The 18,967-nt window shown below is 41.2% G+C and carries 16 protein-coding genes, 1 tRNA gene and 4 pseudogenes; 12 read left to right on the top strand and 9 right to left on the bottom strand.

The window, feature by feature from the left end; translation table 11 throughout:
* Positions 1-177 precede the first annotated feature (177 nt).
* The 9 genes and pseudogenes from ACRWSG_RS10415 to ACRWSG_RS10375 all read left to right on the top strand — a co-directional run bounded on the left by ACRWSG_RS10415 (position 178) and on the right by ACRWSG_RS10375 (position 7,378).
* Positions 178-408 carry a hypothetical protein gene (locus ACRWSG_RS10415; RefSeq protein WP_054552458.1) on the top strand — a complete coding sequence of 77 codons (231 nt, stop codon included), beginning with the start codon at positions 178-180 and terminating at the stop codon, positions 406-408.
* Positions 408-695, top strand: coding sequence for a cell division protein ZapA (locus ACRWSG_RS10410; RefSeq protein ID WP_054552457.1), 288 nt, complete (start codon positions 408-410; stop codon positions 693-695). The genes ACRWSG_RS10415 and ACRWSG_RS10410 overlap by 1 nt, the downstream gene beginning before the upstream one ends.
* 68 nt (positions 696-763) lie before the next feature.
* Positions 764-1,750, top strand: coding sequence for an MBL fold metallo-hydrolase (locus ACRWSG_RS10405; protein ID WP_462166213.1), 987 nt, complete (start codon positions 764-766; stop codon positions 1,748-1,750).
* Positions 1,751-1,778: 28 nt separating this feature from the next.
* Complete coding sequence (locus ACRWSG_RS10400; protein ID WP_462166212.1) at positions 1,779-3,275, top strand: LysM peptidoglycan-binding domain-containing protein; 1,497 nt, start codon at positions 1,779-1,781, stop codon at positions 3,273-3,275.
* Positions 3,276-3,338: 63 nt separating this feature from the next.
* Positions 3,339-3,827: an FKBP-type peptidyl-prolyl cis-trans isomerase gene (locus ACRWSG_RS10395; protein WP_054552455.1), complete on the top strand. Its 489-nt coding sequence runs from the start codon at positions 3,339-3,341 to the stop codon at positions 3,825-3,827.
* A gap of 9 nt (positions 3,828-3,836) precedes the next feature.
* Positions 3,837-4,561: pseudogene (locus tag ACRWSG_RS10390) on the top strand (SDR family NAD(P)-dependent oxidoreductase).
* A complete protein-coding gene (locus ACRWSG_RS10385) occupies positions 4,558-5,400 on the top strand; it encodes an amidohydrolase family protein (RefSeq protein WP_462166211.1) in 843 nt (280 codons plus the stop codon). The pseudogene ACRWSG_RS10390 and the gene ACRWSG_RS10385 overlap by 4 nt, the downstream one beginning before the upstream one ends.
* A gap of 46 nt (positions 5,401-5,446) precedes the next feature.
* Complete coding sequence (locus ACRWSG_RS10380) at positions 5,447-6,994, top strand: S41 family peptidase (RefSeq protein WP_462166210.1); 1,548 nt, start codon at positions 5,447-5,449, stop codon at positions 6,992-6,994.
* A gap of 9 nt (positions 6,995-7,003) precedes the next feature.
* Positions 7,004-7,378 carry a hypothetical protein gene (locus tag ACRWSG_RS10375; RefSeq protein WP_054552451.1) on the top strand — a complete coding sequence of 125 codons (375 nt, stop codon included), beginning with the start codon at positions 7,004-7,006 and terminating at the stop codon, positions 7,376-7,378.
* A gap of 66 nt (positions 7,379-7,444) precedes the next feature.
* Here the strand turns inward: ACRWSG_RS10375 and ACRWSG_RS10370 are convergent, their stop codons facing one another.
* The 4 genes and pseudogenes from ACRWSG_RS10370 to ACRWSG_RS10355 form a co-directional block, all read right to left on the bottom strand.
* Complete coding sequence (locus ACRWSG_RS10370; RefSeq protein ID WP_054552450.1) at positions 7,445-8,620, bottom strand: mandelate racemase/muconate lactonizing enzyme family protein; 1,176 nt, start codon at positions 8,618-8,620, stop codon at positions 7,445-7,447.
* 9 nt (positions 8,621-8,629) lie between these two features.
* Positions 8,630-9,396 (bottom strand): annotated as a pseudogene (locus ACRWSG_RS10365) (class II aldolase/adducin family protein).
* A 129-nt stretch (positions 9,397-9,525) separates the two neighbouring features.
* Positions 9,526-9,849 (bottom strand): c-type cytochrome, encoded by a 324-nt coding sequence (locus tag ACRWSG_RS10360; RefSeq protein ID WP_054552448.1) that lies wholly within the window; start codon positions 9,847-9,849, stop codon positions 9,526-9,528.
* Between the two features lie 103 nt (positions 9,850-9,952).
* Entirely contained in the window at positions 9,953-10,492 is a 540-nt protein-coding gene (locus tag ACRWSG_RS10355; protein ID WP_462166209.1) for a DUF2058 domain-containing protein, read from the bottom strand.
* Between the two features lie 232 nt (positions 10,493-10,724).
* Between ACRWSG_RS10355 and ACRWSG_RS10350 the strand changes: the two genes are divergently transcribed.
* Entirely contained in the window at positions 10,725-11,861 is a 1,137-nt protein-coding gene (locus ACRWSG_RS10350; protein WP_462166208.1) for an MFS transporter, read from the top strand.
* Here ACRWSG_RS10350 and ACRWSG_RS10345 read toward each other — a convergent pair.
* Both ACRWSG_RS10345 and ACRWSG_RS10340 read right to left on the bottom strand, forming a co-directional pair.
* Positions 11,828-12,328 carry a prolyl-tRNA synthetase associated domain-containing protein gene (locus ACRWSG_RS10345; RefSeq protein ID WP_058583962.1) on the bottom strand — a complete coding sequence of 167 codons (501 nt, stop codon included), beginning with the start codon at positions 12,326-12,328 and terminating at the stop codon, positions 11,828-11,830. The two genes, ACRWSG_RS10350 and ACRWSG_RS10345, sit on opposite strands and share 34 nt — an antisense overlap.
* The gene (locus ACRWSG_RS10340) at positions 12,329-12,715 is read right to left on the bottom strand and encodes a hypothetical protein (protein WP_462166207.1); all 387 of its coding nucleotides are present in this window, start codon (positions 12,713-12,715) and stop codon (positions 12,329-12,331) included.
* Positions 12,716-12,880: 165 nt separating this feature from the next.
* Here ACRWSG_RS10340 and ACRWSG_RS10335 point away from each other — a divergent pair.
* Positions 12,881-12,956, top strand: a tRNA-Ala gene (locus ACRWSG_RS10335).
* A gap of 135 nt (positions 12,957-13,091) precedes the next feature.
* Here the strand turns inward: ACRWSG_RS10335 and ACRWSG_RS10330 are convergent.
* Positions 13,092-14,339 carry a glutamate-5-semialdehyde dehydrogenase gene (locus ACRWSG_RS10330; RefSeq protein WP_138617986.1) on the bottom strand — a complete coding sequence of 416 codons (1,248 nt, stop codon included), beginning with the start codon at positions 14,337-14,339 and terminating at the stop codon, positions 13,092-13,094.
* Positions 14,336-15,442, bottom strand: coding sequence for a glutamate 5-kinase (gene proB, locus ACRWSG_RS10325; protein WP_138600167.1), 1,107 nt, complete (start codon positions 15,440-15,442; stop codon positions 14,336-14,338). Before proB ends, ACRWSG_RS10330 begins: the two co-directional genes overlap by 4 nt.
* Positions 15,443-16,360: 918 nt before the next feature.
* Here proB and ACRWSG_RS10320 point away from each other — a divergent pair.
* Positions 16,361-18,222, top strand: a pseudogene (locus tag ACRWSG_RS10320) (cation:proton antiporter).
* 48 nt (positions 18,223-18,270) lie between these two features.
* Here ACRWSG_RS10320 and ACRWSG_RS10315 read toward each other — a convergent pair.
* Positions 18,271-18,881 (bottom strand): annotated as a pseudogene (locus ACRWSG_RS10315) (tetratricopeptide repeat protein).
* Between the last annotated feature and the right edge of the window lie 86 nt (positions 18,882-18,967).

The raw sequence follows: 18,967 nt of genomic DNA, 5'->3' as shown, positions 1-18,967 counted from the left end.
AGAAAATGATCCTAGCATCTGGCGCTTTGGTGAATCATAAATGAATAAAAAAGCCGCTACGCTGAATTACACCTTAATAATAAATAAAAATCCCCTAAAACGGCCGTAAATGCTGGCATATCTAGACACTTTCCTTTACATTTGCATGACAATAATCACAGTTTTATGAGCGCATTTATGAATAACGAAACTCTTTCCCAACTCGAACAACTGATCGACAAGTTAATCCTCCGCAACAGCGAACTTGAAAGTGAAGTTAAAAGCTTACAAGAACAAACCGCGAAGCTTTTAGATGAGAACGAAACTCTGCAACTAGAAGTACTCGAAAACGAAGAAAAACAAAAAGATACAAGTAGCACATTGACTGGACTGCTTGAGAAATTACAAAGCGTTCAACAGGCTAGCTAATGAGCAGCCCACAAAGTCAGCGGGTCACCGTAGAGCTACTAGGTAAAGAACATGAGTTTTCTTGCCCTCCTGGGCAAGAGCATGCCCTAGTTGCTGCTGCACAAAATTTGAATGACTTAGTGGAGCAAATGAAACAACGCTCATCGGTTCGCAATGACCAAAAAGCGTTGCTGATGGCAGCATTGCATCTAAGTCATGAATTGCTTGAAGTAAAATCGCAACAAGCAGAACAAGAGCAACAACATGACAGCTTAATAGATAAGCTCAGCCAACACCTTAGTATTTAGAAAAAAGCGCATCTGGCGCTTTTTTTGTTTACAATCAACAGCACTGACACCTATTCGAGCGAAACACCATGCGATTTTGTGCTTTTTTAATCTGTCTTTCCGTAAGTTATAGCGCCAAAGCAAGCGTTAGCTGGCATAGCATCACTCCCGAAATCCAATTTCTACAACAACAAAATAAGCTGCGTTTTTACGATTCGAATCAAGTGCTGATAGAGGGTAAAGAATGTGCCTTAATGTTTGATGCCAGTGGTAACTTTGCCGAAGTAGAAAAGCTCGCAGAGCAGCTAAAAAAACGCTTAAAAACACCATTATGTTATTTGGTGGCGAGTCATTATCATGATGATCATCTACTAGGCTTGGCCGTTTTACAGGCTGAGTTCCCTGAAGCTAAGCTCATCGTACATCAGCAAGTAGCGACTGAGTTTGTTGCAATGCAGCAAGCATTGACTGATAAATTAGATGGTTATGAAAAAAGCATAGAACTGAGCTATCAACGCCTTGCCAATCAACCTAAAGATCAGCAAGCAGTTTGGCGCGACAAACTAGAACTTGCTAAAAAACGCTTATTTCGCTGGCGAGAGCTCACCCTGAACCCACCAGCTATTAACATTACTGAATCAACACAGCTAGACCTTGGTAACTACCCCATCGTTATTACACCCTACCAAGCGCATACTAAGGGTGATCTGACCCTTAGTGCCGATCAAGGTCGCGTGCTATTGGGTGGCGATATAGTCGACAGCTTACCCTACCCAGGACATGGCTCGTTTTCTAGCTGGATAAGTGCGCTGCAAGATATTCAAAAAAATACCACACTGACAACTATTTTACCGGGTCACGGTAAGCCACTGACACCTGCTGAACTTGCACTCTCTTTAAGGTTTTTAAAAACCATTCAAGAGATGACAAACTCCTCATCAGATAAGCCCGTTAGTGAATTAATTCCGCTTTTTCCTACTGAGATAAAACAGCAATACCAGCTAGATGAAGTGGGTGAAAGAGCGTTTTCTATGTTTTTAGAAGCTGGACTTAAACAGGGCAAGTTGTCAAAATAGGGCTAAAATAGTAAAAGGATTTTATTATATGGCTCAAGTAAGTTTGAAATATTTACTTTTGCTGAGCTTGTTTATTGGCTTACAAGGATGCCAACTAACTCAGCAAGAAACAGAACAGCAACGGGCAAGGCCGGAGATTTTTAGCCATTACGAGCCCGATTTAACAACCCAACAAGCACCTAGTGAGTTTGTCGATTCAACGGCTGTCGAACCTCGCCCTATTGCTGCGCCCATAGCAGTCAATAATATTCCACTAGCAAAGCCTCGCGCGAAAGATCTGTGGCAGCATATCGCCAACAATTTAACGCTGGTATTTCAAACCAATAAACATACATCTGCACGAGTAAAATGGTATTTAAAACAACCCAATTACCTAATTAAAGTAAATAAACGTGCGGCACCTTATTTGTATCATATCGTCACACGTATCGAACAACAAAAGCTACCGATGGAATTGGCCTTATTACCCTTTGTTGAAAGTGATTTTAGACCAACAATACGATCATCAGAGCAAGCGGTAGGTGTTTGGCAGCTAGTCGGCGCGACAGCTTATCATTTTGGTGTGCAAAGCGACCAATGGTATGACGGCCGCCAAGACATACTTGCTTCAACCGATGCCGCATTAGCTTATTTAAGTTACTTACATAAACGCTTTGATGGTGATTGGCTGCATGCCCTTGCCGCCTATAACAGTGGTGAAGGACGCGTTAAAAAAGCGATCGAAAAAAATAAAAAGCTTGGCAAGAGAACTGATTATTGGTCGTTATCGTTACCAAAAGAAACCGCTGAATATATTCCTAAACTTTTGGCACTTAGCTATTTACTAAAGCACCCAGAAAAAGGTTTAAAACGCCCGAAATTAGCGAATAAAGCACTTACCACAGAGTTTGATGTAGGCCAACAATTTGATTTTTCAGTGATCGCTAATTTATCTGGCATCGGCCATAATCAGCTCCATAAATTAAATCCAGGGTATTTAAAAAACCAAAGTTCCCCGAATGGTCCACATACTTTACTTCTGCCAATAGAGCGCCGTACGCTGTTACAAAGCAAACTGTTTCGCAACAATTTTGCTGGAGAATACACAGTACAAAAAGACGATACCCTCTACAGTATTTCAAGGCGTTTTAAAATGTCTGTAAAAGATCTAAAAACTCTCAACGATAAAACAACAAATTTGATTAAGGTAGGTGAACAATTGCGCTTATCACAACCACAAACCATGCCGGAATCATTATTGGTTGATTACAATATCAGTCCCTACCTTGAGCAACATGAAGAAGTCATTTCTACAATCGCTATCGACTATCAGGTTAAACCTGGAGACTCAATTTGGAGTATTAGTCAACTTTATGATGTACCGCATAAAGATATTGCAACGTGGAATAAGCTCAGCGCTACCAGCATTTTAAAACCCGGTACTATTTTAACATTGCACTTACCTCAAGCTAAGCCAACTGAACCACAAGTGCCAGCAAGTGAAACCATGCTGTCAGGGATTGAAAGCTCATTGAAAAAGCCTTGATTGCTCAGCACTTGTGGTTAGCGTAAAATCAGCGCCTATATTTAAATTCTAAAGAGAAATAACATGCAGATCAGTAAAGACGCAGCGGTTGAGTTTCACTACACACTTAGTGAAGCAGGCGAGCAAATCGAATCAAGTAAAGATGGCGAGCCACTTTCATATATCCATGGTACTGAAGGCATGCTTCCTGGTCTTGAGAAAGCCCTTGAAGGTAAAGCAGCTGGCGATAATTTTAGCGTAACACTTGAGCCTAGCGAATCTTACGGCGAACGCGTTGATAACCTAATTCAACGTATTCCACTTAAGCACTTACAAGGCAACACAAAAGTGTGGAAGCCAGGTATGACTGCTATCGTTCATTCAAATCAAGGTCGTCACCAAGTAACTATCGTTAAAGTAGGTCGTTTCAATGCAGATTGTGACTTAAACCATCCATTTGCAGGTAAAACGCTGACATTTGACGTTGAAGTAATTAATGTTCGCCAAGCGACAGCTGAAGAATTATCTCACGGCCACGTGCACGGTGAAGGCGGTTGTGGCCACAGCCACTAAGGGTAAATAATGACAAACGTTGCAATTGTCACCGGTGGCAGTAAAGGTATTGGCAAAGCGATAATCGAGCGTTTAGAACGTGAAGCCTACACAGTTTATAACTTAGATATTACCCCATCAGAGGGCAATTATCGCCACTGTGATGTCAGTGATACTCAGCAAGTGAAGTCGGCTATCGCCGATATTGTTGCAGAAGAGGGTCGTGTCGATGCTTTAATTTCTAATGCGGGTCGTCATTTAAGTGCCAACATTGAAAACACCGACGAAGCAATGTTTGATGCCCTATTTGCGCTCAATGTGAAAGGTGCCTATGCCGCAATTCAAGCTGTATTACCTAGCATGAAAAGTCAGCAAGGAGGCAGTATTGTAGTGGTTGCTTCTGATCAGGCAATTATCGGCAAACCAAACTCGTTTGCTTATAACCTGACCAAGCATGCACTGGCTTCAATGGCAAAAACGACTGCACTGGATTATGCCGCGTTTAACATTCGTGCTAACGCTGTATGCCCAGGTACAATAGAAACACCACTGTTTCATAATGCGATTGATGCCTACTGTCAGCGCAGTGGTGCAGATAAAGCAGAGATTGTTGCTGAAGAAGCCGCGCTGCAGCCGTTAAACGTTTAGGGCAACCCGAAGAAATTGCTGCTTTGGTTAATTTTTTAATAAGCCCAGAAGCGAGCTTTATTACTGGCAGCTTACAAAGTATTGATGGTGGATACACCACGCAATGAGCGACAAAATTATTGACCCTCATGTGCACTTTTTTAACCTCACTGAGGGTCAATACACTTGGCTACAAGGTAGTAATCCCCCCGCTTGGCCAAATCTAGATAAAATTAAAAAGCAAATTGTCGCTTCTGAACTTAAAGCTGCTTGTCCATTTCAACTAGAAGCCTTGGTGCATATTGAAGCTGGCTTTGATAATCAAGCACCAATTAATGAGCTCAATTGGCTTGCAACGCATTTAGACGACATTCCGTATCGCGCAATCAGCTACAGCCCGATTGACGCATCTCCCAAGCAATTTGAAGCGTCACTCAATAAGTTAGAACATCCATCTTTAGTTGGTATTCGCGATATAACAGAAGGTGATGAAGCTAGGCGCTTATTAACTCCCCACTGCCTAGATAATCTAGCTTTTATCGCAGCCGAAAACTTACACTTTGAAGCACAGTTTGAAATTGAAAACATACAGGTAACTGAGCAGCTTATTAAGTATTGCACAGCACTACCATCACTACGTGTGGTGATTAATCATTTAGGCTTTATTAGTGATGAGCAAAGATGGCTTGAAGCAATCATTAAACTCAGCCGCTGCGATAATATCGCGATAAAGTTCTCAGGGTTGGAGTTCACACAAATTGCCACAAACAAACACCTATGGCTGATTAATAATTTAGTTAAGTACTTTGGTGAGCATCGCGTTATGTTTGCCAGTAACTTTCCTGTATGCCAAATAAATACCAGTTACGAAAACTGCTGGCAACACTATCACTCACTGTGCTCGCTGCCGAGTTTATGGCATCAACTTAGCTATAAAAACGCCTACGAAATCTATCTAATTGCTTAAAAACTAGCTATATTCAAATAAGTTAATTTATCTGGAACTCTGTTTTATGTTTAATGCTTTAAAAAAACCTATGGCAAGTAGTGCCTTTATTTGCTCACTGATTTTAGTTGGTTGCGGTGGTTCCGGCAGTTCAGATTCAGACGTAATTGCTAGTGAAGACATCACTTGGACTCAAGGTGTATTTGAGCCATCAAGCAAATTTGATCAACAATGCCAAGCACTCAATGAGAAGCATTGGTTACGAGCTTGGAGTCATGAAACTTATCTGTGGTATGACGAAATAGTTGATCGAGACCCTGCGCTAACTGAAGGGGTATTAAATTATTTCGCTTTATTAAAAACTGAAAACACTACAGATTCAGGTGCTAAAAAAGATAATTTCCACAGTAGTTTACCCACAGCTGAATGGCAAGCTCAAAGCCAATCAGGGCAATCTTTTGGGTATGGTTTCAAACTTAGATTGATAAGTGCGGGCGCCCCCCGCCAAGGCATTATTTCCTATACTGAGCCAAACTCTCCTGCATCAAACTTGAATCTTGGCCGAGGATTAGAAGTAATCGAAGTGGATGGTGTCGACTTTGTAAATGCAACGACCCAAGCAGAGGTTGATATATTGAATGCAGGCCTATTTCCATCTGAGTCCGGCAAAGTTACTTCATTTGTATTTCGAGATATAAATACCAGTGAAATTCGTGAAGTGAGCATGACTGCACAAACTATTACTGGCCAAGCAGTTAGTAACGTTAAAACATTTGCGGATGGTGAAGTGGGTTATTTCCAGTTTAATCGCCATAATGCAGTTGCAGAAAAACCTCTGTACGACGCATTTAACAGCTTAGCAGCAAGTAATGTTAAAGATTTAATTATTGATATGCGTTACAACCCAGGCGGATTCCTTCAAATGGCAAGTCAGGTTGCTTATATGGTGGCAGGCGAGAGTAATACCAGTGGCAAAATATTTGAACAGACTATTTTTAATGATCAACACCCAACTTTTAACCCTATTACTGGGGAGCGCTTAGAGCCTGTTCAGTTTACTAATGAGTTTTTAGGTTTTGCAGACAATCCTGCGATTATGCCTGGTACTTCGTTACCATCTCTAAATTTAGAGCGAGTCTTCGTGCTTACAACAGACAGCACCTGCTCAGCAAGTGAAGCTGTGATCAATGGCCTTAGGGGCGCTAATATAGAAGTAATTCAAATAGGCGAAACAACTTGCGGTAAACCCTATGGTTTTTATCCAACTGATAATTGCGATACCACATACTTCAGTATTCAATTTACTGGCGTCAATAATAAAGGGTTTGGTGAGTATGCTGATGGTTTTTCACCACAAAACAGCAACGATAGTGAATTTCAACCTGTAAAAATCCCAGGCTGTGCAATTGCTGATGATTTCACTCACCAACTAGGCGATGAAAATGAAGCAATGCTCAGTGCTGCACTTAGCTATCGAGAGAATGGACGCTGTCCAGTAGCTACTTCAACAGTCAGTGAGCAAGGCTTTGCACCTGCTACTTATAACGATACGCCGCAAGTACGTGATATACGAACTTCAACCTTGCTTCAACAAAGTAAAATATTGAAGCAATAGGAGCGAATCATGAGAGTTCAATTAGCTAGCTTATTAATGCTTTTGACTTTACTAGGCTGTAGTGCTCAAAGCCAAGAGCCTACACCTAAATTGCAACATGCACGGCTTACTGAGCCGCAAAGTGAACTAATAGCGCAAGGCATCGCAAGGTTGATGCACAGCAAGCCAATTGCTGTTGCTGATGATGCTTTTATGAATACCAGTGTGCTTGTCACTGACAGTATGAATGTAATGGATGGGCAAGGTAACCTTATAATGGGCAAGCAACTGTCAATGCCTGAACGCTTTGAGCTACTTATTAAAAACCAAATATGCTTTGTGCGCCATTTAGATAGTAAAGCGACCGAGCCTCTTCCTTTGGTGAAATGCAAACCAGTTGATTAATTCAAAGCTAAAAAGTAGATATAAAAAAAGCCCTTGCGGGCTTTTTTTATAATATGTTGGTGAATATTACTTAATCTCAACACGTTGAGATCGCATAACGACTTCATCATTTAATTCAATACCGATACCTGGCTCTTCTGATACTTGGAAGAAACCATTTTTAGGTTGTGGATCTTGAATGCACAATTCACGGTTCCATTTCTTAATCGCGTAGGTGTGATGCTCGTGAATTAAGAAGTTAGGAATCGCAGTTTCTAAGTGTAACGAAGCTGCAGTTGCTACTGGACCGCCACACACGTGAGCTTGAATACGCACATCAAAGATATCAGCATAATCACACACTTTCTTAGTTTCAGTGAAACCACCACACAGGCCTAAGTCTGGCTGTAGCACATCAATACTTTGATCTTCTAAGTATGGACGCACCCCCCAGCGGTTATACAAACGTTCACCACCTGCAATTGGCACCGCTACTTTGTCAGCAACTTTTGCGTGTAATGAATGATTTAAGTAATTCACAGGCTCTTCGTAATACATACAATCGAACTCTTCAGCAATTTCACCAATTTGAATTGCTGATGTTGCGCCTGGTAAACTGTGACACTCAAAAATAATGTCAACTTCGTCACCGACTGCTTCACGAATAGCCTGCATACGCGCACGATATAATTTCATTTCTGCACGAGAAATAATGTTAGTGCGATCGTAATAAGTATTGCCGTTTTTATCGTACTGGATTGGGTCAACTTTTACCGCGTCATACCCTTCAGCCATCGCCTTAAGCGCTGCTTCTGCGTATTCCTCTGGGTGAACAAGCGCTTTAAATTCGCTGTCCCAGTCAAATTGCAGTTGTGATGCATAAGTACGTAGCTTATCGTTAACTTTACCACCTAATAGCTGGTAAACAGGCAAGCCTAATGCTTTACCTTTAATATCCCAAAGTGCAGTATCAATGGCGCTCATTGCTGCATACACAACAGGACCGCCACCTAAACCCCAAAAGCTTTCGCGTAGCATTCGAGACCACAGTTTTTCTGTTTGAAATGGGTCATGACCAATTAAAAAGGCATCAGCCATTTCTTTGATCATTGCCGCAGCTGCACTATGACCTAAATCATAAGCCAGACCCGCTTCACCCACACCGCTAATACCTTCATCGGTGTGAATACGCACAAAAACAGGTGTCCAAGCAGGTCTGTCTGGACAATGAATATCGAACACTTCGACGCGATTAACTTTCATGGTTACTCCTTACTGAGCAAAACTAGGATCAAGACGATAAGCTTTACGCAACATGGCTGGCCAAGCTAACTGACCACCGGTGCTGCCGCTATGCACGACATTCGCTTGATTATAAATATTATCGATAATAGGTTGTGGTACCGGGATTGCCGTTTGACCACTGGCTTGAATAGCCAATTGAATTTCACAGGCGCGCTGCAAATCATAAAAGCGCATAAAGGCATCCCCCACCGTTGGATAACAGTTAAGCCACCGTGATTAACCAATAACATGTGATTAGTGGTGCCTAAATCATCTTGTAGACGCTTTTTCTCATCACTGTTTACCGCTAACCCTTCGTAGCCATGATAAGACAATGATGGCAATGAGAACATTGAGTATTGGCTAAGTGGCAATAGGCCTTTTTCTTGCGTTGCAACGGCAATGGTTTCTTTTGTGTGTAAATGAATAACACAGTGAGCGTCATCACGAACTTCATGAATAGCGCTGTGAATAGTGAAACCAGCCGGATTAATTTTAAATGGCGTGTCATCAAGAATATTGCCAGCTAAATCCACCTTCACAAGGTTTGATGCCGTCACTTCATCAAAACTAAGACCAAATGCATTAACTAAATAGTGATCTGTGCCCGGTAAACGTGCCGATAGGTGGGTATAAATTAAATCCCCCCATCTAAAGTGCTCAACTAAACGGTAACATGCTGCTAAATCAACACGAAGCTGCCATTCTTGTTCAGATACTTTATTTTTTAAATCGAGTTTTGGTAAGTCAAACATGGAAAACCTTGTATATGTGACACTGCACAAATAGATGTATAGAAGTCTAAATTACTATTAATAGATGATCAATAGGTGATACAAAAAGGCCACATCAATTGATGTGGCCTTTTCACGCTAAAATGGTGTTTATTTTACTTGTGATAAGTAATCAGCAATTGCAGCCATTTCTTCTTCAGATACGTTTGCAACCATTGCTTTCATCGCAGCAGCCATACCGTTGCTACGCGCACCTGACTTAATGTCTTTCATTTGTGCTAGTAAGTACTCTTTATTTTGACCATTTAATTTAGGGTACTGAGGCATGATAGGCGCTTTACCTTCTGCACCGTGGCAAGTTTGGCAAAGCTTAGCTGTGTATAGTGTTGCACCATCCGCAGCCATAGTGTTGAAAGATAGGCTTGCAGCCATTGCAATGCCAGCCCCACATAAAATTTTCGTGATCTTGCTCATATCTATTTTCTCTTTTTTGACGGGTTATTAAACATTTTCTTTAGTGTAGACCATGATTTAACAATATTGCACCCGAAAATTGTAACGGCAATAGAAACAGTCACTACCAAATTAAATCATCAGGTACTTCAAAATCAGCATACGGATCATCTTCATCCTTTTGCTTATCTTCAGGCTCAACATGGAACACTATGTAGTCTTCGCTGACTTCAGCGACTTTTCGTGCTGGTTCGTCTTCCAGTACAAAAAATTGGCCTTCTAAAACACAAATTGCTAAGCGATCACCAGCTAGGGCCTTTTGTGTTTTTTCATTTACTTCGAGCTCTTTCACTTTATTTTGATAAGTGAAGTTAAATGTGCGATCACCACGGATTTCATCTTGGTTGTGATGCTCTAAAATCTGTTTAACGCGCGCTACTTGCTCACGTTGCTTTTGCTCTTCTAAACGCGCTTTATTAAGCTCGTCGGCTTTTTTCTGCTGCTCAAGCTTAGTTTGCTCAATATGTTTTTGCAGATCGCTAGGATTACTCGTGGCACCTTTCTTTTTCTTCTTTTGCTGTTTGCGCTTTTCAGTTTTGGCTACTTTAGCTTTGTGTGCCGTAGTAAGACCAGCTTTAAGTAATTGATCTTGTAATGAACCCATGACGAAATTCCAATTTATTAATGCGTATTAGGGTTATTTTAATCAGCTCTGCCAACAAATAACAGTACTGAGCTCACTTGATTCACAGCAATCGAGTATATTGATGTGAGATTAACACGCGATGAAATCATGACATATTGATTTAACGCAAGATCTATCATTTTAGTCGCCTTTGAACTTGTAAAAAAACCTGTACCCGATAAGCTAGGGCTTTTCCTCTTGGGAGCTAAAAATGCAGCTGCGACATTTGTTACTTTGCTCTGTGTTTATTTTCTTTGTTTTATACGCCCCACAACCCTTACTTGGATTATTTGCCAGTCATTTTTCTGTATCGCCAGCCACAGCTGGTAGCTTAATGACCGCAACTATGTTGCCACTAGCCATTGCTCCTTTAGTGTATGGCTTGTTTTTAGCTAAGCGAAACCCACTCACAATTTTAAAGATTGCCATGCTTGTGTTAGCAATCAGCTGTATCGCTTTTACTTTAGCACCAAGCTTTGAGCTGCTATTGCTGGTTCGTTTTATACAAGGGATCACTCTCCCTGCGGCGCTCACCGCTATGACCAGTTATATTGGTGTGACTTTTCAGGCCGACCAATTACAACGTAATATGACACTTTACATTGGCAGCACCATTGTTGGTGGCTACTTCGGACGTATGCTCGCCGCCTTGTTTACTGATTTTTTAAGCTGGCAAAGTTTTTATTATGTGATTGCGCTTGGGTTAGTACTATTTGCACTCGCCATTCCTAAATCAGGTAAAGGCGCGAGTATTCATGCTGCAAAGTCGCCGCTGTTGTATCTAAAGCAATTAAAAGATCCACTGGTATTAAAGCTCTATGGAGCGGTATTTTGTATGTTCTTTTGTTTTGCGGCACTGTTAAATTATTTACCTTTCATTCTGCAAGACAGTTTTGCTATCACTAACACCCGAGACATCGGACTGGTTTACAGCGGCTACTTGTTAGGCGCGCTGGCTTCCATAGCCACACCTTGGCTGTTACGAAAGTCATCAACACCTTGGCGTTTATTAACCTGGGTTTTTGTATTCTATAGCCTGACGATGGTGCTATTGATGAGCCAACAGTTATTACTTTTTGTTATTGCTTTTACTGGCTTTTGCGGTGCAATGTTTGTTATCCACTCAAGTGCCGCTCCACTGGTAAATAAAATCAGCAGCGCACCTGCAAGTGTCACCAATGGCGGTTATGTCTCGTTTTATTATAGCGGTGGCGCATTAGGTTCATTATTGCCAGGGCTGGTATATCAGCAACACGGCCAAGTTGCCTTTATGACCGTGCTACTTTTAGTCTGCTTAGTGGGTTTAAGCTTAGTTTATTTGGCAGGTAGAAATACAATACGTGGTTGATGCCCAGTACTTTCAAAAAACAGCTCTAAGTCCTCTTTTTTCATTAGCCAAGTGGCAGTATTTTCAAAAGGGTGACAATGAAAAAGCTCGTTAAACCAAATTTCTTGGTCTAGCCAAAGAGTGACATTATTTTGCTTATCGTTTAACAGTGCCAACATAGAAACACAGCCCGGTGGCACTTTAAGATAACGCGCTAATCGCTCATCAGATGCAAACCCTAAACGCGATAACCCCTGCTGCTGAGCTATGGCTTTTAAGTCGAGCTGCTTATCGTGAGCAGTGATCACTAAAAAGTGGCGCTTACCTTCGTTATCTCGTAAAAACAGGTTTTTTAATCGAGTGCCCGGTCTATCGAGCATAAACTTATCGGCATCTAAGCTGCCGTGTAATGGTGGATGCTCAATCACATCATAATTAATATCTAATTGAGCTAGCGTAGCAGCTAACTTGCTTTTATCTGCATACATTTACAAACAATGTCCTCGTAATTGCACACTTAAATCACGCCATAATACTTCGTCAATAACGTGTTTATCGTCGCAGTATTGTCGCTCTTTAAGCTCTTCATTTAATAATTCAACCGCTTGGTCTTCGAGCATAAGTTTTAAGTTGCTCGACTCTTCAAATACTTCTTGCTCGGCAAAATCTTTAAACTGCCTACGTGTCATTGGCTTATCGAGATTAATTGGGCGTCTGCCCTGTGCTTTAACTGACACCACATAGGCAAAGATTTTATTGCCTTGCTCGTCATTCTTTTCGTAAAACTGTTTATTATTGATTTCAAAAGGAGGCGCTTCTTCTTGGCTTGCGCAACCGGCAAGTAAAACAACCAAAAGCCATGCTATTTTTTTCATTATTGGATAAGCCTTAAACAGTGAATGCGCTTTAGTCTACCAAAAATAAAACAACAGAGTAAAAATTCGAACATTTTAAAAAAAATACTTGACCACAAATGCAAAAATATTTAAAGTTCACCCCGCTTGAGACGCAAGACTTAAGCATCCTGTATTTAGGAATGTGGGGCTATAGCTCAGCTGGGAGAGCGCCTGCCTTGCACGCAGGAGGTCAGCAGTTCGATCCTGCTTAGCTCCACCACTTTCCTACCTCTCTTTAGGCAATCTGCCAAATTAAATATCTAAACAAACTCATATTTCGATTCGTTTTATTTATTTGTTTTAGACACAAAAAAACCGAGCAAAGCCCGGCTTTTTAAAGCAATTACTTTAGTGATTACTCACGAATTTGACCTTCGCCATTCACTAAGTATTTTTCAGTTGTAAGTGACTCAAGACCCATTGGACCGTAAGCATGTAGCTTAGTTGTCGCAATGCCAATCTCGGCACCTAAACCTAACTGTGAACCATCAGAAAAACGCGATGATGCATTAACCATTACCACAGATGCATCCACACTGCGTTGGAATAACTGCGCCGCAGCTTGGTCTTTAGTACAAATCACTTCAGTGTGGTTTGAACCAAACTTAGCAATATGATCAATGGCACCGGCAAAGTCAGGTACAACTTTAATTGCGATTTCTAAATCTAAGTACTCTTCACCAAACTCGTCGTCAGCAAGTACTGTTGCATTATCAAAGTACTCGGCAGCTTTCGCATCTGCATTTACTTTAACGCCTTCTTGACGAAGAACAACTGCACATAGGTTTAAAAACTCATCAGCGATATCTTGATGAACCACTAAACCTTCTAGGGCATTACACACACCTGTACGCTGGGTTTTACCATTTAATAGTAAATTGATTGCTACGTTCAGATCAGCGTCTTTATCTACATAAAGGTGACATACACCTTTAAAGTGTTGGATCACTGGAATAGTACTGTTTTCTGTTACAAAATTAATTAAACCTTCACCACCACGCGGAATGATTAAATCAATAGTGTCACGCTGTTGCATCAGCTCCATGAGCAGACCACGGTCTGGATCTGGGATCACTGAAATCAACGCAGCAGGTAAACCATGCTTTTCAAGTACTTTGTGCATTACACTTGCGATTGCTTGCGAGCTGCGAAGTGCTTCTTTACCACCACGTAAAATAACACCATTACCCGATTTAAAGCATAACGCACCGGCATCAGCCGTCACATTCGGGCGTGCTTCATAAATCATACACACAACACCCAGTGGTACGCGCATCTTGCTGATCTTAATACCGTTTGGACGCTCTGAAATTTCACGTAATTGGCCTACAGGATCATCAAGGCTAACAATTACTTCGATGCCTTCAGCCATTGCTTCAATGCGTTCATCGTTAAGCGTTAAACGGTCAATCATAGACGCAGCAAGGTTATTATCACGTGCTGCCGCTAAATCGCTTTCGTTCTCTTTGATGATAAACGCTTTGCTTTCGCGTAACGCCTCTGCCATCTCAGTTAACACTTGATTCTTAGTAGCAGTATCAAGTAAAGCTAACTGGGTTGCAGCTTTTGCAGCTTGACTCGAAATATCCGTAATTAAACTCATGACTTCTCCAATAATGCGATATCTTTCTCTGAAACAACTGGGCCGATTGAATCTTGCATTTTTTCGCTAAATTCACTTTGCTCGTTGTCAGCAATAAAATTCAATAAACAGCTACTGTAGTTCGCTGTTGCTTTTGCTAGACGCGTACCATCATCACTACGAACTAAAATGGTATCGCCTACGCCAAATTCTCCGTGTACTGCAACGATTTCATCGCTACGAATACAACCGTCTTCATCTTTTAATGATTCATCGAATGAACCTTCAACGACAACCTCACCCTGCTCGTTAGCTGTGTGAGTCATCCAATGCACTGCTTCTTGCATCGGTTTCTCATATGGTTTGAAGATAGTACCTGGGTTGTCACCCGCAAGCAGTCGGTTAAATGTCTCTTCTTTAAAACCATTTAAAATAAAGGTTGTAATACCATGTGAAGTGGCTTTTTCTGCCGCTTCGATTTTCGTTTTCATACCACCTGTACCAACGGCACTGGTTGCACAACCGGCCATGGCGTAAATTGATTCATCGATGCTATCAATTTCTGGTAAAAGCACTGCATCTTCATGTAAATTCGGATTTTTGTCATAAAGACCATCAACATCCGAAAAAATCATCAATGCATCTGCGTCCGCCGCTGCGGCTACCATTGCCGACAAGTTATCATTGTCGCCAACTTTTAAATCATCAGTTGTTACCGTGTCATTCTCATTAATGATGGGTAATACACCATGCTCCAGTAAGGTGAAAACTGTTTCACGAATACTGGTATAACGCTCACGGTCACGTAAGTCACCATGAGTTAATAAAATCTGTGCCGATGGGAAATCAAAGAAACGATCCCACATCGCCATCATTTCTGTCTGACCGGCAGCAGCCATTGCTTTTTTCATCGTCACTGAACGCTTTTCTTGTTCAGGGAATAAATGCGAACCAGCAGCTACCGAACCCGATGATACTAAAATAACTTCGATACCTTGCGCTCGACAGCGAACGATGAACTGTGCAATGGTCAGTAAATAACGTGAGCGACACCCGTCTTGTTCGGGTGCGATTAATGCGCTACCTACTTTTAGTACTATACGTCGCCAATTTAACTTTTGCATAACTGTTCAACTTTCCATTTTACTATCTGTTCAGTGCCAATTTGCCACTGATTAAAAGACTCGCGTTTAGCTTTACTAAACGCACTGACTATTATCACTTTGCCAAACAACTTATCTATGCACACGACTACGCCACGCAAGTACTGCGATTAGATATAGCACAACTTTTATTCAGTCAGTAGACCAAACGGTTATAAACCATAAGTTGATAAAAAGAGATAAGTGTTGTTTATGTATCGCTGTAAAAAGCTGTGTGAGGCTTTTATTAATAACAACATACATAGAGCCTATACAATCTGGTACACCAACAGATAGGGTGTAGATTGTATGACCGAGATTTAGCTGCCACGATGGGAACTAAACATTGACCAGATAATGAACTTATATTCTATTCAACACGTAATAAATACACACTGAACACGGGGAAGCTCATTTCTATTTAATTAGAAAACAAAGTGTATAAAACACTAAAATTGTTACAAACAATTGATTATTTAGAGGTAAAGCTCTAGAAAACTGTAGCAACACCGATAAACATTTAGATATCAAATTGTTTGAACACGAAATATAATACGGGAAATTAGGGGTAAAGATCAAGGGCGAAAAGTAATCACAGCTTTTATACTTGTCATAAATAGGAAAAATAAATATTTTTTAACAATAAGTTAGATCACCATATGTTAGCCCTAATGATTTTTTCTCTGCAAACCTGACTTTTGTTTTAGATATAACCCCAAAAAGTAGTAATAACGACTAAAATCGTATTTGAAGCATCAAGTTTGCTTGTGTCTATAGTGATGAGTAAGCTTTAATAAGCAGGCAATTTTATTTCAAAGGTCTAATTGAGGATTGCATTACATCATAAATAATGTGATTCGACCTTTTTTGAACAGTAGTAACAAAAGGATAATTTATTCTATGTCAGCAATTTATATAGCAGGGATTGCATTGTGCTCAGTATTAGCACAGTGGGTCGCATGGGCGTTTCGCGTACCCGCTATTTTATTTTTACTACTAACAGGTTTAGTTTTAGGGCCATTTAGTGGCGTACTAGAACCTGACGCTCTACTGGGTGATTTACTCTTCCCTGTAGTTTCTTTAAGTGTGGCGGTGATCTTATTTGAGGGTTCACTAACCTTACACTTCAGAGAGTTAAAAGGGATTGGTAAGGTAGTTCGCAACCTCTGCTCTATAGGAATGCTCACGACTTGCTTAGTAATCAGCTTCAGCGCTTATTGGATTTTAGAGCTGAACTGGCGAGTTGCTGCAGTACTTGGGGCGGTGCTTGTTGTAACTGGACCTACAGTTATTGCGCCGCTGTTAAACTCTATGAGACCTACTCAAGATATTGACCGCATCTTGCGTTGGGAAGGTATTGTTATAGACCCTATAGGTGCATTATTCGCAGTACTAGTATTTGAAGCTGTCATGCTTGTAGGTCAAGGCGAAGTACTGAGTCATACCATTATCGCGCTCTTTAAAACCCTGGGAGTTGGTTTAACCATTGGTGTCGTTGCCGGTTGGCTTACCACATTGCTGATACGCCGAGAATGGCTACCATTTGAGTTACACAAGTTTGGCATTTTAGCCTTAGTACTGATTAGCTTTACGGTTTCGAACCACCTAAGCCATGAATCTGGCCTCCTCGCTGTTACCGTGTTTGGTATTTGGCTTGCTAACCAAGATGATTCTCGAAATTGACTCTGTGCTTGAATTTAAAGAAGACCTTTCGATGATTCTTAATTTCATCACTGTTCATCTTACTTGCAGCCCGACTACAGCTATCAGATTTAATGATGTTACATAGCGATGTGTTTATTTTCTTAGCCATCGTGCTTTTTGTGGCTCGCCCAGCCTGTATTGCAATATCGACCTTTAAAACTGATTTACCACTTAAGTCTCGTTTAGTTCTGTCGTGGATTGCACCACGGGGTATCGTTGCCGCTGCGGTGGGCTCTGTATTTGCTCTAAGTATGGTCGAAGCTGGCATTGCCGATGCTGAAAAAATAGTGCCACTTATATTTACTGTAATTATTATTACTGTAGTACTGCAAAGCCTTACAGCAACACCGTTGGCAAAGTTATTAAAAGTACGCCAGCCTGCGCCAAATACTATTTTAATTATTGGCGCAAACCATGTAGCCCGTGCTATTGCTTGCGGCTTAAAAGATCAAAATATTCCGGTGCACTTATCTGATCCTGCATGGGAAAACTGTAAAATGGCACGCATGGATGGCTTACCTTGTTACTATGGTAATCCGCAGTCAGAGCATGCGGAGCGTTATTTACCATTAACAACAATTCGTAGCGTACTCGCGCTTTCACCTAACCGCCATCACAATGCATTAGGCGTACAATACTTCTCGCATTTGTTCGACGAAAAGAATGTATTTTCTCTGCGCTCTTCGACTAACCATGCAAAAGCGAATAAAGACAGTGCGACCTTCTTGTCACGACAAATTCTGTTTGGCGACAATGGCGCTTATGCCCGTTTAAGCAGCTTAATTGCCAAAGGCGGCAAAGTTAGTGCGACGCGTATTTCTGAAGAGTTTAGTTGGGATCAATATAAAGAAGTTAATAGCGAAGCAATCCCATTATTTATTTTAAATGGTGAAAAAAGCGATGATGACGATACGCCTATTAAAATTCGCCCGTTCACTACAAATATGGAAAAACCTCCACAAGTAGGTGAACGTATTGTGGCACTTCAACCGCCTAAACTATCGGTGCTAAAAGACCCGAACAACGGCAAACCGAAAGAAAATAAAGAAGAGAAATAACAGTAAGGCCAGCATTAGCTGGCCTTTTTTATATGTATTTGTATTTGCCTACATAGGTAAACGGGCGCGTGCAACGACGCTGTCTGGCATTTTTTCGGCAAGCTTAGCGAGTAAATTTTCGACTTTCTTGTGAGTTGCTTTATCGGCAACCATTGAATGAAATAACCAACGGTAAGCGTCTTCATAATCTCGCGGGCTGCCATAACCTTGATTAAATAGATTAACCAAACGCATTTGTGCCTTTAAGTTGCCTTGAGCTGATGCTTCTCGTAAATAGGTCACCGCCATTGCTTTATCTTGCTGCACTAACTGGCGTTTACATCATAGTAGCGACCTAGTTGCTCTAATGCCGCACCAAGCCCTTGCTGGGCAGCTTGACGCATATAATAAACCCCTAACTCTACATTACGGTCTACACACACCGCATAAGCTAGCATATCGCCATACAGGAACTGATATGATGGCAGTGCCATTTTATTGGCTCGCGCTTCGATATCTTGCACTAACTGGCAATCATCTGCCTTTACGCGTGCTAGGTGTGTATTTTTATTGATCAAGCCTATTAACTCGCTCTCTGTGTAAAGAGGCACAGCTGTGATAGGCTCTTCAGCCATACTCAGGCTTGAGAAGAGTAATGTTAAAGGCAAAAAAACACGCATCAAAATCACTTAAATAAAGTCAGTCTTAGCAAATAATATACAAATATTATACCAAGTGAATTTTAGGCACAAAAAAAGCTGCCGAG

This window comes from Pseudoalteromonas sp. GB43, from assembly GCF_054923805.1.
Note: the sequence above shows the minus strand (reverse complement) of the source record. Positions and strands in the feature narration are given on the sequence as shown.